This is a genomic window from Longimonas haloalkaliphila (assembly GCF_055379825.1).
The window spans coordinates 507,239-522,929 of the sequence record NZ_AP043948.1; the positions used below are offsets into that span (position 1 = coordinate 507,239).

Annotated in this window: 7 protein-coding genes; 3 read left to right on the plus strand and 4 right to left on the minus strand. The window is 57.9% G+C overall.

Translation table 11 applies throughout. The annotated features are described in order from the left end of the window. Positions 1–59 precede the first annotated feature (59 nt). Positions 60–1,007, plus strand: coding sequence for a hypothetical protein (locus ACZ48V_RS02010; protein WP_464541119.1), 948 nt, complete (start codon positions 60–62; stop codon positions 1,005–1,007). A 239-nt stretch (positions 1,008–1,246) separates the two neighbouring features. Here ACZ48V_RS02010 and mfd read toward each other — a convergent pair whose 3' ends face one another. The 4 genes from mfd to ACZ48V_RS02030 form a co-directional block, all read right to left on the minus strand. Then, a complete protein-coding gene (gene mfd, locus ACZ48V_RS02015) occupies positions 1,247–4,654 on the minus strand; it encodes a transcription-repair coupling factor (protein WP_464541121.1) in 3,408 nt (1,135 codons plus the stop codon). 1,302 nt (positions 4,655–5,956) lie between these two features. Beyond that, on the minus strand, positions 5,957–6,904 hold the full coding sequence (murQ, locus tag ACZ48V_RS02020) for an N-acetylmuramic acid 6-phosphate etherase (RefSeq protein ID WP_464541123.1): 948 nt from the start codon (positions 6,902–6,904) through the stop codon (positions 5,957–5,959). Further along, positions 6,897–9,650, minus strand: a complete 2,754-nt coding sequence (locus tag ACZ48V_RS02025) for a CHAT domain-containing protein (RefSeq protein WP_464541125.1) — start codon at positions 9,648–9,650, stop codon at positions 6,897–6,899. Before ACZ48V_RS02025 ends, murQ begins: the two co-directional genes overlap by 8 nt. 138 nt (positions 9,651–9,788) lie before the next feature. Further along, the gene (locus tag ACZ48V_RS02030; protein ID WP_464541127.1) at positions 9,789–12,536 is read right to left on the minus strand and encodes a CHAT domain-containing protein; all 2,748 of its coding nucleotides are present in this window, start codon (positions 12,534–12,536) and stop codon (positions 9,789–9,791) included. Positions 12,537–13,022: 486 nt separating this feature from the next. On the opposite strand from ACZ48V_RS02030, the gene ACZ48V_RS02035 reads away from it, so the two are divergent. Next, positions 13,023–13,988 (plus strand): transposase, encoded by a 966-nt coding sequence (locus ACZ48V_RS02035; protein WP_464543157.1) that lies wholly within the window; start codon positions 13,023–13,025, stop codon positions 13,986–13,988. A 487-nt stretch (positions 13,989–14,475) separates the two neighbouring features. Further along, positions 14,476–15,681, plus strand: coding sequence for a DNA replication/repair protein RecF (gene recF / locus ACZ48V_RS02040; RefSeq protein ID WP_464541129.1), 1,206 nt, complete (start codon positions 14,476–14,478; stop codon positions 15,679–15,681). Positions 15,682–15,691: the final 10 nt, after the last annotated feature.

Below are 15,691 nucleotides of genomic sequence, written 5' to 3' on the forward strand. Positions count from 1 at the left end.
ACACGCTGCACACCCCAGAGCGTGTTGATATTGTTGCGGACGAGGCCGCGTTGTACCAGGTGCGCGATGCATTTATTCACAACGGTCAGGTAACGGTAGTGCAAGACCCCGAGCCCGGCGTCGTGCAGTTTCACGCGGGTGAGATGATCGCCTCCTGGGGACGTGAGGGAGAAGGACCTACCGACCTACAAAATCCCGCAGGCGTTGTTGTAGACGATACGTACATTGCGGTGCTGAATCGCATGCCTGCGAAGGTGGTTTACTACGACCATGATGGCAATTCCATTTACCACACGATGATTAACGGGTATCAGGTTGCCAACGGATGGGCCGTGACGAAGGAGGACACGCTGATTAGCGTTTCCAACATGTCAGACGAATCGGGCACCGTCGATCTTGTGCGTCTGCACGATGGCGAAACTCTGGAGGCCTTGTCTGTGGATGCGGGCGAGGACATACGCGTTGAACCGGACGAAGGCTTTCCTATGACGATGCCCGCCCCATTCATGAGTCCGGCATGGACGATTACGCACGACGGTCGCGTCTACCAATGGACCCACGACGGCTATATCGTTGAGACGGATACCGAAGGCAACGAGCAGCGCCGATATTCCACGGATGACTTTCGCGCATTTCCCATAGGTGACGACGATATTGATCGGTATCTGGAAAGTGTATTTGATCCCGATGCCGAGTTTCAGGGCGTCCAAGATGCGTTCCGTCATGTGCGGGAAGAGGCCCGAGAAAGCGTAGACTTTCCGGATGTTTTTCCCGCTGTTCTCAACATGAAAGCAGCTCCAAGTGGAGGACTGTGGCTCCGGCGAACTACGACCAACGAGGGCTCTATTTGGTCGTACTGGCACGACGGAGAAGAGAAAACCGCGTACAAGTTTTCTGCTGGACAGCGCGTGCTGCATTTCATAGATGACGAGCGCGTTTTGGTGCGAGGGCGAGACGATGATGGCGCCCCCATCATTGAAGTGTACAGCGTTCCTGTGGCGGACTAAACCTGTCTTGATTTCTTATTTTGGTCACAAGCGTCCCTCCATACGTCCAACGGGGGGCCGTGCCTGACTGTCACGATCTATTCTCCCGACTTCCCGTGGCTGCATCGAAATGTACGATAGGGCAGGGGATTGTGCTTACGAGGCCGGATGATTGGGGCAGAGACGAAGCGCCATAGCTGGGACAGATTTGGCCCGACAGCGCGAACCTGCGCTTCCCCCTGAACCCAAACAATGTACAATCAGGCTGTGGCTTCGGCGGGAACGGTGGCTTTGTCGAGCTGGAGTTCTTCGAGTACGGCGAGCGCGTCGAGCAGGGTGGGGGTGTCTTGGACGATGGCGCGTACCATGTCTTTTTTGGCGTCGTCTTTGAGCACGTAGCGGCGGTCGAGGCCTGCCAGCTTTTCGAGGAGCGGCTGAAACACCTGTTCGTAGAAGTACGGGTCGGCGGGCTTGGCGGGCAGGTAGAGGAAGAGCCGCTTGTTCTTGAAGACGACTTTGGGGAGGCGCAGCGCCTGGGCGCGGATGCGCAGCTCGGCACCGGTAAGCAGGTGCTCGACGGGCTCGGGAGGTGCGCCGAAGCGGTCACGCATTTCATCGCGCAGATCGCTGAGCGTCTCTTCATCGGGCGCGTCGCTGATACGGCGGTAGAGGTTGAGGCGCTCGACGTTGTTGGCGAGGTAGTCGTCGGGGATGTACGCATCTTCCTCCACATCGACGGTGGTGTCGGGGGCAGGAGGCGCGATGTCTTCGTCGTCGAGCACGTCGCTGTACTCCTCCTGGCGCAGCTCTTTGATCGCGTCGTCGAGGATCTTGTGGTAGGTTTCGTAGCCCACCTCGCCGATGAATCCGCTCTGTTCGGCACCCAGGAGCGCACCCGCGCCGCGAATGTCGAGGTCGCGCATGGCGAGGCTGAATCCGCTGCCGAGGTCGCTGAACTCTTCGACGGCTTGCAGGCGCTGGCGAGCGTCGTCGGTCAGGCTGTGGATGCTGGGCACGAGCAGGTAGCAGAATGCCTTACGCTGCGAGCGGCCTACGCGTCCACGCAGTTGGTGCAGCGCCGCCATCCCAAAGTGGTCGGCGCGGTTGATGATCATCGTATTGGCATTCGAAATGTCGAGCCCGTTCTCGATGATGCTGGTGCTGATGAGCACGTCGTACTTGTTCTCGACAAAGTTGGTCATCACGCGCTCCAGCTTTTTGCCAGACATCTGCCCGTGGCCCACGCCAATGCGTACGCCGGGCACCATGCCCCGCACCATCTCGGCAATTTCGTTGATGGTCTTGACGCGGTTGTGGATAAAGAAGACCTGTCCGCCGCGGCTCTGCTCGTAGAGAATCGCGTCACGGATGAGGTCCTGGTTGAAGGTGTGGATTTCGGTGATGATGGGTTGCCGGTTGGGCGGCGGCGTGGCGATGATCGACAGGTCGCGCGCGCCCAAGATGGAGAACTGCAGCGTGCGCGGAATGGGCGTGGCGGTGAGGGTGAGGGTGTCTACGCTGGCACGGACCTCGCGGAGCGCTTCTTTGGTCTTGACCCCAAAGCGCTGCTCTTCATCGACAATGAAGAGCCCGAGATCGTTGAACTCGACATCTTTTGAGGTGATGCGATGCGTGCCAATCAGAATGTCAAGACTGCCCGCTTTCAGGCGCTTCAGGATGTCGCGCTGCTCGGCGTTGGTGCGAAAGCGCGAGATCATGTCGATGGTCACCGGGTAGCGCCCCAGCCGCTTCTTGAACGTGTCGTAGTGCTGCTGCGCCAGAATGGTAGTGGGCACGAGAATAGCCACTTGCTTGCCGTCTTGGGCCGCCTTGAACGCGGCACGCACGGCCACCTCGGTCTTGCCAAAGCCGACATCGCCACACACGAGGCGATCCATAGGCACGGGGTCTTCCATATCGCGCTTCACCTCTTCAGCGGCCTGCGCCTGGTCGGGCGTATCCTCAAACTCGAAGCTGGCCTCCATCTCCTGCTGCCACACCGTATCCGACGAAAACGCGTAGCCGTTCGAGGCTTTGCGCTTGGCGTAGAGCTCGATCAGGTCGCGCGCGATGTCTTTGACCTTCGACTTGGTGCGCTCTTTCGTGCGTTCCCACTGCCCCGATCCGAGTTTGGTGAGGCGCGGCTGGTGGCCCTCTTTGCCGCTGTACTTGTTCAGCTTGTAGAGGGCGTTGACGTTGACGTAGAGCACGTCGCCATCGGCAAAGTTGAGGCGTACGGCCTCTTGCTGCTTGCCGCGCACGGTGATCTTCTTCATCCCGGCGAAGGTGCCAATGCCGTGGTCAACATGCACCACAAAATCGCCCGGCGTCAGGTTTTCGATATCGCGCAGACTGAGTCCGCCCGTGCGCTGCTGACGCCGCTTGGTGGAGGGGCGATGGTAGCGGTTAAAGATCTGGTGGTCGGTATACACGGCAAGGCCAAGCCCTTTGTGCTCGAACCCTTCGTGGAGCGATTCGACCTGCAGGCGGGCGCGTCCGTGGTCGATATCGGTTTCGAGCAGGTCGCGCAGGCGGCGGGCCTGTCCGTGGCTGTCGCACAGAATAAACGTGTCGAGGTCGCGCTCTTTGTTGTGCTTCAGGCGCTCGCGCAGCACATCCATCTCGCTGTTGAAGGAGGGCTGCGGCGCTCCGCCCATGTCGATGGCTTCAACCGATGCACCGTTCGTGTGCGTGAATGCCCCGAACTGCAGGCGTGGGTACTGTTTCAGGTGGAGGCGCAGCGCGTCGGCTGTGAGAAAGCGGTCTTCGGGATGCGGAAGCTCCTCAGCATCGATGGTGCTGTCCTCTTCACCGGCCCGTTCTATGGCCTGCTGGTAGCGCGACACCGCCGTGTCAAAGAGCGCCCCCATGTCTTCTAACAGGCGCGCCTCGTCGACGGTAGCGAGGAGCGTGGATGCGGGCAGATAGTCGAGAAAGGCTACGGCTTGCTGATCGGCCGACTCCCGTTCGAGATTCGGCACAAGCCGCACCTCATTGCGCTGACTGATGGAACGCTGCGTCTGCGCATCGAACTCACGCAGGCTATCGATTTCGTCGCCAAAGAACTCGATGCGCACCGGGTGGGCTCCGGAGTACGGATAGACATCGAGGATGCCGCCGCGCCGGGCAAGATGACCGGGCTCGTCAACAAACTCGACATGGGTAAACCCCTGATCTACGAGCCGCTCTACGAGCGCATCCATCTCCCACATGTCGCCGGTGGCAAGCGTCAGGGTTTCGTGGCTCACGTCTGAGGCCGGCGGCACGCGCTCGCCGAGCGCCTCGACGCTGGTGACGACGATGCCGTCGAAGTCGCCAGAGAGCTGCTGCATCACATCGGCGCGGGCCACGAGCGGACTGGAATCGCGCAGCGCGCCGGTGTCGTACGGCGTGCGGTGCGTAGCCGGAAAGCGCACGATACCCTCGTCGGAGCCCGCAATGTGTTCGAGGTCGCTCTGCACGTAGGCAGCGTCGTCTTCGGTGGGGAGGATGCAGCAGAGCGGTGCACCCGGATCCTCGCGTAGCAGATGCATGAGAAACGCCTGGAGCGACCCTGCAGCGCGCTCCACTTTGAGCACGTCAGCCGCACTGGCGCTGCGCGCCCAGGTGCGCAGCGGGTTGAGTGCAGGAATGGTTGCAACGCGGCGAACAAGGTCGGAAAGAGCCACAGAAAGGAGGGGAGTTACAAGAAGAAACAATACGTACGTCCATGCCAGAGCCTGTACGCCACACAAAAACACAGCGCACAGACAACTTCATAGCCAACATGTTTGCGACAGAAAGATGGTGCACACATGCAAACTTTGCGGGCACAGGCATACAACAAAAGCCGCACCGCAAAGAAGAAACAGCACGCTGATCCCATAGATTCGCGCACATCCGCAAAAAAGGTGTTATACCAAATCCAGTTACCGCTCTGCGAAACTCCTCACATAGAGGCACCAAGTAGACAGTGCATGAACCGTCGGATGCGAGGGTGAGTGGGCAGTGCATAGACGCTAAGAGCCTGTTTGGGTTTTGGTTTGTAGGCGAGAGCGAGCGCCGCTGAAGCGAAAATTGGACCCCGATGGCGGTTCGTAGCCGGGGCTACGGGCCGATATCGGGGGCAATTTGCACCAGAGGCATGACCTTCGGCCCCAGTCCAGCGCCGCCGCTCGGAGCCCAAATTAAGAAATCAAAACAGGTTCTAAGAGCCTGCCGCAGGATAACCCATGAAAGGCACCTCACCAACGAATAGCCCGCCTGTCAGAGACCCTTCCGGGGACGAGCGCCCCCATTTGCTCTCGGCAGCCATTCCAAAATGCTTCTATTGCGCCACCTCAGCAAACATCTGGACGCATTTAAGTGAGATCAATGACACCTTTGTGTTGGGAATCCTGGCTGGTTTCGCCTTCCTCTGCTATTGGGATTGAGAGCCTCTATCTTCACGGGGGTATCTTCGTGTGCTCGCCATGCAAAGGGGATGTTCATTTTTGCCTGGATGCAGACGAGCCAAGCGACTCACGAAGTAAAAAGATCACGGCCCAAAGGATGACCGCAAGGGCCCCTGGAAGAAGCGGGTCTGACACGGACGAAGCGAGATCCCGGATCAGGTCCGGGACAGGTGAACGTAGTGAATAAAGATCTTCTCCAACGTTGGCAGGGCCCCTGTCTCGCTATACCTGCTGAACTCCGTGTGTGTGGACACGCTTCGGGTCTTGAGGGCCGGGCCTTGGGGCCTTCGCTTGCTCAGCATGACAACCCGTTGGAGAGCGGGGGCTTTTCACACCGCACCGTTCAGAGTTGACATAGCACTACGCACCCCCTCCAGACAGCCTGCAGAGGGGCCTAATTTTGTTTCACGTGAAACAAATCACGACCACCACCCCCGCTCATCGCTCCCAAACAGCGATATAAACATAAAAAGAGATCCACGCAGGTTCGCTGCTTCATCTCTTCGGCAGGACTTATTCTTCCTTCACGTGCTTTATTCAGGCCTCCTTAAGCGCCGCCTGGATGGCCGGGCGCACGAATCCGTCTGTGCTGCGTAGCAGGTGGAGCGCTTCTTCGTGCGAAACCTCGCCCAGCAGCATAACAAGTGCCGTTTTAACGTGCCCATCGGCCCGGTCGAGCACCTCGCGAGCCGTAGCATGATCGGTGTCGGCAGCAATGACCAGCGTGCGTACAGCACGCTCGACCAGCTTGGTGCTGGTGCGCTGCAGGTCTACCATCATGTTCTCATACACCTTGCCCATGCGAATCATGCTGGCTGTAGTGAGCATGTTGAGCACCATCTTCTGCGCAGTGCCGCTTTTCATGCGAGTTGACCCCATAATGACTTCGGGACCCACAAGCGGGCAGATCGCGGTGTCGACTTCTGCATTGAGCGTGTCGCGAGGGGTACAAGCAACGTAGACGGTTGCACAACCCAGCTCGCGAGCGTAGTCAAGCGCCCCCCCTACGAACGGTGTACGTCCGCTCGCTGCAATTCCGCAGACCATATCTTGAGCCGTGCAGCCCGCGTCTTCGAGCGCCTGGCGCCCGTCTTCTGGACGATCTTCTGCGCCTTCTTGTGAGCGGAAGACCGCGTCGCGCCCTCCGGCAATAATACCCTGCACCTGTTCAGGGTCGGACCCAAACGTGGGCGGACACTCCGACGCGTCCAGCACACCCAGCCGCCCGCTCGTTCCAGCGCCCACGTAAAAGAGGCGTCCACCTGCTTCGAATACGTCGACGAGCGCATCCACCGCGTCTGCGATGTGAGCGATCTCGCGGCGCACGGCAATGGGCACACGATGGTCTTCTGTGCTGATGATGTCGAGAATCTCACGCGTTGAGGCTGTATCGATCTGGGTCGAGTGTGGATTGCGCTGTTCGGTGGCGCGTGCTTTCAGATCGTCGTAGAGCGTGGCAGATTCAGGTGAGAGCGATTCAGGCATACGTAGACGGGGAACGGTAGATACGAACAAACAGAAAGATCAGGCCGCCGCCAACCAGCGCCAGTATTGTCCACCCGGCTCGGGTCCAGAGGGATGCGGCAGGGGCGAGGTCAAGTGCATTGGGCGTGCCAAAGAGCACCGGACTTCCCCAGAAGAAGGGCGATCGGCGATCCGGGTGGTCTTCTATAAAAGCGAGCTGCGCACGTTGCAAGGCCACATCTTTCGGGATGCCCGCCCGAAGCGCCTCGTAGAAGTATGTCGATAGCGCGACCGCTGTGTCGTCATCGGTCGGCCAGAGATGCGAAAGAGTGCTCTGTGCCCCTGAGGCCTGAAACGCATACTGAAGCCCCAGAAGCCCTTCGCCCGACCGAAGCTCCCCCCGCGCAGTGCTGCACCCGCTGAGTACAACCAGCGGCACCTGTGCACCGGGCGTCATGATATCATGCACACGGAGGAGCCCGTCGCGTCCCGGCTCCTCAGCGAGCACGAACGCGCTGTTCAGCGGGTCGCTCGACGAAAGCAACGCATGCGATGCCAGGTGCACGACTTTTGCATTCGCGCTGTGGGTACGGACGGCGCTCGGAGTCGCTTCTTCGTTCAGTGCCATGAACGTGTGCCTGAACATACCACCCAGCCGCTCAATTTCGATAGCGACCCCCGGCAGCGAAACAAGCGACAGACTATCGGCTCCGCTCCGCACCCGGATTTCTGAAACGAGCATGTCGTCTGGTGAAGCGTCTTCCTCAAAATCGGACCGCCCGAATGCAGCAAGGTCGATCGGGGTCTCACGGGCTTCGGCTGAGGTGTCTTCCAGCAGCAACGCTGGAGAAAGCGTAGACAGGATGGGGCGCTCCTCGATCAGGTACCGGGCTTGGTCATAGGCGTACGGAGACGGGGGCGCTTCGGTAACAAGCGCTCCAAATGGAAGTTGAAACAGCGGGCCGTCGGCAGCAACGATGAGGCTGCTGTCATCGGGCAGATAAGACTGGATCGGTGCAATAAGCGCGTCATACACCTCGTGTAACGCGTCAAGGTTGAACGCCGAGAGGTTCAGCGAAATCGGCGGGTCGTCGTTGGCAAGCAGCGGGCTGATGCGCTCAACGATCTCGCCGAGGTCCTCAGCAGTGTACGGTATGTCAACAGCTATGACGGTATCGGGGCGCACTACGTATACCGCCACCGACGCAAGCTCATTGCTGTACAGCGTCGACGCGTCCATATGGTATGCAATCAGCGTGCGGTTCGTATCGCCAAGCCAGCGCTGCAATGCATGCCGGTCGGTCTGGAAGCTCTGTTCGGCAAAGTCAAACAAATCGCTACGTTCAGCTATGAGAACAGCCTCCTGACGCATCATGGCCTCTTCGTTGCTGGTGTCGGACTCAGACCGGCGCATGCGTACCGTATTGAGTGCCGTCGTAAGACTGTCGTACCTCATGCGCGTATCGGGCGACAGGTCTTCGATCAATGCCGTCTGCATGCGCGTATCGCGGAGAAAGCGTCCTCGGAACCGTGACCACACGTCGAAGGCCTCTGCTGTTCGACCCTGACGGCGAAGCGTGCGCATCAATCCGTCGTATCCACCCCGCCGTTGCTCCAACGTGCGTGTAGACCAGAGCGTAGCGCGTATCGACTCGTTTGCCGCATCGGTAAGCTCTGCGGCTACCTCGTAGTGCTCCAATGCAGCCTCCAGGTCTCCTTTTTGCTCGTGCAACTGTCCGATCTGCGTGCGGACTTGCCGCTGCTGTGAAACGAGTCCCTGCTGTACGGCGACACGGCGGCTTTCTTCGAGGTACCGCTCCGCATCCCCCATGCGACCGTTTTGAATTGCAAGCTGTGCCTGCAACTGAAGGAGAGAGGCTCTTCGGTTTAGCGATATAGACCCATCTACGTACCTCTGCACACGATCAAGCACGTCCGAAGCCTCTTCGGTCCGGTGCTTGTACAGGTACACATTCGCTACAGTAAGGAGCGGCCCAATTGCAAGGTCGCGGTCTATTGGTTGAAGCTGTTCGAATGCCCGTGCTGCGAGGGTTTCAATGCGAGGCAGCGTCTCGTTGGCGTTGGCCTCTCCTGCATAGATCATCTGCTGCTGCACGGAAGCCTTCAAAGCCAGCGCGCGTCCGTACTCCAGTTGGATGTTAGGCGTAATCTCGGCAACGCCCTCAACAGTGGCTATTACCTGAAGCAGATAGTGCAGCGCTGATTGCAGTTCTTCCAGATTGTTGTACGTGAGGGCCAGGTTGTTGGTACGCTGCATACGCGTCTCAAGCGCCCCCTGTGGGGTTAACGCTACAGCCCGCGTATAGTCGCGCAGCGAACGGCTGGAGTAGCCAAGCAGGTAGTGATACCGTCCGCGTTGGCTGTACATCCACGACACCATGGTTGAATCGTCGCTGGGCTGGAAGCGCCCAAAGAACTCCTCGAACGAGGCAAGGGCCGCATCAGGCCGCCCCTGCTCGTACTGTGCTGCAACCAGCGCACGGTAGGTACTCATTACGACACGCGGGCGCCGTTCTTCATAGCAGTCTTGCACAGCACGTATCGACTGCTCTGCCTGCTGAAGCAGAGCCCGCCGCTCTGGTGAGTCTTGCATCGTAAACGCCCGCTGATAGGTCTCTTGCAGCGGCACCATCATCATCCCGCACTCCCGCAGCGTAGGGCGGTCGTCTGCATCGGTCGTATCAGAAACGACGGTGCTGCCCCCACTAAGCACAAAAGCGAAAAGAAGGACTCCAAGAAACGACATGACAGGTCAGTGGGTTGATTTGCGGGTTAGGGGGAAGCGCCAGGATATGGCATCCGCTGTGTGCGTAATGTACGTACGTGCGCAATATACATCAGGGCACCAGCGGCTGCAATGGCAATATCTGCTCCAATAAACAAGTTACATGAAGCCGCGATAGCCAAGCCAGGTCAGGCCGATCACTACGCCTCCAATGATCAGAGCGGTGTAGGGGATACGTGGCGAAGCGGACTGAAGCACGAGCGATTCTGGCGATCCGTGCAGCACGGTTACCGCCCAGAAGAACGGGCTGATTTGTCCGTCACGCTCGTTTAGATATTGAATCTGTGCGCGCTGTAGCGCTTTGTCTTTAGGCAGCCCGTCTGCCAGGTTCTTGTAGAAGAACGTAGAAAGAGCCACAGCGGCCTCGTCGTCCATGCTCCACAGATTTGAGAGGGTCGCTCGCGCTCCCATCGCCCGAAAAGCGTATTGCAGACTCTCCATGCCATCGCCGGCCTGCAAGGCCCCCTGCGCCGTGTCGCATCCGCTCAGGTTAACCAGCGGAATTGAGGAGAAGGTGTTGCGGATCTCATGGAGATAGAGCAGTCCACTCTCGGGAGCCCCTCCGGTGTCGGGGGCCAGCACGAATGCGTTGTGAAGTGGTGACGCGGAGTTCACGAAGGCATGCGACGACATATGCAAGATGGAAGGCGTTGCCGTGCGCTGCTTGAAAGCCTGCTTAGTGGCGTTTTCGTTGAGCGCGGTTTCGGTGCGACTGAACAAGCGGCTTATGGCACTGATCTCGTCAACAACGCCGGGCAAAGGAGGTAGGATGAGTGGTTCTCCAGGAGGCGGGGCGTTTCGCAGCCCGCCACGCAGCGTCGGCGCAGGCGCATCGATCGCCGGAAACTCAGAAACCCCGAACGCAGCCAGATCCAGATCGAACTCTTCAGGCTGGTGGTCTCGCCGCGTATCCTGCACAAACGAGTGGGTCGAAAGCTGCACGGAAAGGGGACGTTCGTGCACCAGGAAGTCAGCCTCGCGGTACGCAAACCGCCCCGGTGGCGGAGTGCGCACAAGCATGCTCATGGGAAGGCGGAAAAGCGGCCCGTCCGGAATAACGGCAAGAGGGCTATCCTCAGGCAGATAATCGGCCACAGGCCGGTAGACTGCTTCGTGCAGTTCGTGCAGCGGATGCAGGTCGAACCGGGTGGCGCTAAGCGAATAGTCGGGAGCCCCCCCAGCAAACACCGGAGAAACCTCGGCCAGCAAGGCGTGCACGTCACGCTGCGTGATGTTGAGCGGGATGGCCACGAGCGTATCAGCCGTAACCACGAATGCGTGCGAAAAGAGGCGCCCGGGCGTCCTGGTGGTGTCTTTCTCTAAGAAGTACGACACAACAGCACGGTCCTGCTCACGCAGCACCTGTTGGAGCGTGGAAAGCGAGGGAAGCTCAGAATCAGGAAGGAGGTCGACCAGCGACTTTCGTTCGGCGATCAGCTGCGATTCCTGGCGCTGCAGGTGAGCCACCTCGCGTGAGGCGTCGGCGGCTGCCAGCTGGTTGCGTATGGATTCGAGCTCTACCGTTAAGCTGTCGTAGCGAATGCGTTCTCGCGTGCTGAGCTGATTGGTGACTTCTTCCAGAGCACGCACATCCGAAAGATGTCGGGCGCGCGTGCGCTCCAACGCCTGGAATGCATCTACGGGCCGGTTTTGAGCCAGATACGTGTGTATCAGCCCCCGATAAGGCCCACTCCAGTTCCCGAGTTCTGCCATCGACCAATCGGTCGCACGAAGCGACGCGCGGTGTTCTTCGATCGATGCAATAGAGGACTCGTATTCAGCACGCGCCTCTGCCCAGTTACCCTCTTGTTCGTACAGTTCAGCTTTACGCGAAAAGAGATGACGACGACGGTGATCGACTTGCCCTTCAAATGAGAGAGCAAGCGCCCGATCTGCATACCGGTGCGCCTCTTCCTGGCGTCCTAATTTGCCCAGAAAGCGACCGCGTGTAGAGTAATAGAATGAGAGGAAGTCGATGCGGTTATGAGCACGGGCTATTTCGATGGCTTCCTGATTGTAAGGAAGCGCTTCGGCGTATTGTCCCAGCGCATGATAGACTTGGGATAGGGAGTTGAGCCGGAACGCCTGCGACATATCGCCGGTGGCGTGAAGCTCCAGGCTTTCATAGATCATGGATTTGGCACGCTCAAGCTGTTTGGCCCGATCCAGCGTTGAGCTATCTTCAAGCAGCAGCTCGGCTTTTGTAGCCAGTACACGCGCGTACAATTCACGCACGCGACTACGATCCATGTCGAGCGGCTCAAGCCAGTCGCGCGCCTGCTGGTAGGCTGCCTCGGCTGCCCTGCGGTTCTGCGCACGCACATGCATAATCCCCAGATCAATCGATAGGGCTGCTGCCCGGGTGGTTTCTTTGTCAGGTAATGCTTCTATAGCACGCGCGTAGTCGCCAACAGCAGCCGACAAATCGCCCGTATAGTAGTTCAAGAAGGCACGAAAGTTATAGATATATGTGAACGAATCTCCACTGACCGACGAGGTATCGGTAGGGGCTGTGCCAAAGCTTTCAAAGAACGTATCGAAGTAGCGGTGCATCGCCTCGAAGTCCTGGAGTAGAGCTGCTGAATAAGCCGACTGCGCATGAGCACGGGCTAATCGATTTGGGGAAGACTGGCATGCAGATCGGGCCTCAGCAAGCACGTCGAGCCGTTCTTCGGTCTGCGCCCTCTTCTCCGCATCATCGTTGTACCAGAGATAGGTGAAGCCTCCGCCGATCGCGAGGTCACTTGCAGCGTCCAGCAACGACGCGCACGGGTCGTCTGCCTGAACAGGCGAGAACAGACCCGCACCGAGCAGCAACAGCGCAGCAACCAGCACATGACGAAACATTCTTGCCGGGAAAATATGAAAAATAAACAAAGTAAGTATACTACGTTTCAATATACTAATACAAGTGCTGTGATTAACAGCTCTATATCTATGTGCTTGCTACCCATAAACACACCCCGGTTCGATAACGGCGACGATCACCCGCCAGAGAATCCGAGCGAGGAGTCGGATGACGACAATGACGACACTGGCAAAATCGAAAATGAGTAACTGACGGCATCTACGCTTGCCTATCAGGTATCTGCGGGACTATGCAGCGTCTGAAAACACTTCTCAGGCTGCGCGCTTACTTTTCAGACACTCCCTAATGTGTTACGAGCGATCATTCCGGTGGGTGAAAGCGATCTCACGCAATTCCACTGCGCACATTCTGGTGCGCATCCTGAAAACTCATTATGCCAATCAGGGGTAGAAAAAACCATGTCGCCGCAGACGGCTTGAAGGGAGATGGACCAACACCTTCCCATACAAGTAGCCCTTGGCGACATGGACATTCAGCATACGCTCATTTGGATCTATCTGTTCGTTTGCCATCACTACCGAGGCCGCCTTGCAGGTGCTACGCAACGACAGAGTAACAACGACAAGCCGGTTTTTACTGACGAAGAAGTACTGACCATTTACCTGTTTGGCCTTGTCAATAAGCGAACAACCATCAGCGAAATACACCGGTACGCCCAGCAGCACTTTGCAGATTGGTTCCCCGACCTACCGTCCTATCAAAGCTATAATCGGCGGCTCAACCGGCTGGAGGCGGTGTTTCCCGTGCTTATCGAGAACGCACTAACACGCATTGAGTCAATGAGCAATCCAATAGAGAATGCACCGATAGAGAATGCACCGATAGAGAATGCACCGATAGAGAATGCACCGATAGAGGTACGGGAAAACCTGTTTCGCGTTGTTGACTCGATGCCAATCATCATGGCGCAAGGCCCGCGTGCATCGAAGGCGAAAGTGGCCTCCGGTCACATTCCAGACACCGGCTACTGTTCGCCCAAGGACCTTTTCTACTACGGCGTGAAGCTCCACGTTGTCGCAAAGCGGAGAAAAGGCACCCTCCCATTGCCTTGCCACATTGGCGTGACCTCAGCCCGTGAACATGATCTGCGGGCGCTTCGTCGTGTGCTGCCCGTGATTAAGGGGGGCACCCTCTGCGGTGATAAGGCCTATTGCGACGAGTCCCTCAAAAAACAGGTAGCGAACGATCAGGACCTCACGCTGGTCACTCCGGTCAAGAAGAAAAAAGGCCAGAAGCAGCTCGCAGCGGCGGACAAACTCTTTTCGAAGGCCATAAACCGCTTGCGTCAGCCGATCGAATCCTTGTTCAACTGGATCAATGAGAAGACAGGTATTCAACAAGCCTCAAAGGTGCGCTCCTACTCCGGTTTGCTTGTTCATGTCTTCGGACGGCTTACTGCTGCCATGCTCATCCTCGCGCTCAACCCCTGATTCGCATTCATTATTTATAGGGAAAGTACGGGTCGTATTTGGAATCGCTATCCGTCGCCCCTATTGCAGCTAACGTTTCGTGATGCAGCCCCCCAGCGCCTCTGATGCGGATTCGGCATCGAACCGCTTCCCTGACTACCTTCCGCTTCCCTGACTACCTTCCGCTTCCCTGACTACCTCTCTGATCCTAAAGCATAGTCATGAAGAAAAAGCAGGCACGCGCTGTTAGCTGTGGGTACAAGCACGTGTGTGCTGTAATGTGATGTACGGGTCCGCACGTAGTGTCGTACTGGCTGTCTGCGTAGGCGCGTCTGTGGCCGGAAGCCAGACGGGCGCTTGAGTGCTAAGCACGTGCGTAGGTTTAGTCGTGTGGTTCAATCGCATGGTTCAGCTTTCCTGTTTCTGACAGACCCACTTTCGTGAACAAAACCGGAAGCTGTGTACGCCGTTCAAATACTTCCGTGTTTTTGTTCGGATCCAGCTTTTTATGACGCTCGAATCGCTTCGCCTTCGCTCTTTCCGTGCTCACAAGCACACCGAGGTGGACTTTACCCCTAAGGTAAATGTACTTGTGGGATCGAATGGCGTTGGAAAGACCAATACGCTGGAGGCTATTCACTATCTCTGCCTCACCAAGAGCTTCGTTGCATCGAACGACACCTACGCTGTTCGGCAAGATGCTCCGTATTTTGAGCTTGAAGGCACGTTCACCGGAGTACGTAGCCGCCCTATGACGGTCAAACTGGTGTACGTTCCGCATGAAGGCAAGCAGGTGTTTGTAAACGACGCCCCGCTGGAGCGCCTTGCCGATATTGTCGGCCAGCTTCCGATTGTCGTATTTTCGCCCGAAGACCATGCCCTGACAGCCGAAGGCCCCGATGAGCGACGCCGGTTTCTGAATAACATCTTGAGTCAGGCGCATCCGGCGTACATGAACACGCTCATGAAGTACAACCGGGCACGCAAGCAGCGTAACGAACTGCTTCGACAGTACCGCAAAAAGCCCTCGCCTCCGCCCGAGCCTCTGCTGGCTCCGTGGACGCAGAAAGTGGTTCAACTCGGCAGCCGCGTTGTCGCACGGCGCAAGACGTTTCTAAGCACGTTTACCACGTACCTCCAAGAGGCATACCAGCGCATCCAGACCGTCGCCGAAAAACCAACCATTGAGTACGACTCGTTTCCAACCGGTTCAACCGACCTTCCCGACGAATCCAGCGCAATTGCTGAGGCATTTAGAGACCGGCTGCAGGAAAAGCGCGACCATGAGTACAAGCGCGGTACAACGCTCGTGGGTCCGCAGCGCGACGAGCTGATCTTCCGGCTCGACGACCTTGAGGTGCGACGCTACGCCTCACAGGGCCAGCATCGCACGTTTGCGATGGCCCTGAAGCTCGCTCAGTATTTTTATCTCACCGACACCTTAGACCGAAAGCCTCTTCTTCTGCTCGACGACGCCTTCGGCAAGCTCGACACCGCCCGCACCGAGGTCTTCATGGAGCTGCTGCAGTCCGACGACATCGGGCAGAGTTTTATTACCAGCACGCGCGCTGCTCCATTCGAAGCAACTGTACCTTTTCACGAACCGATCCACCAGCTGCTTCGTGTGGATACCAACGACAAGGCTGCTCGCGTTCGTCCTGATGCGAACTCCGAAGCCCCAGCAGAAACAGCCGCCTCGGTCTCATCGTCGTAACGCCGTAACT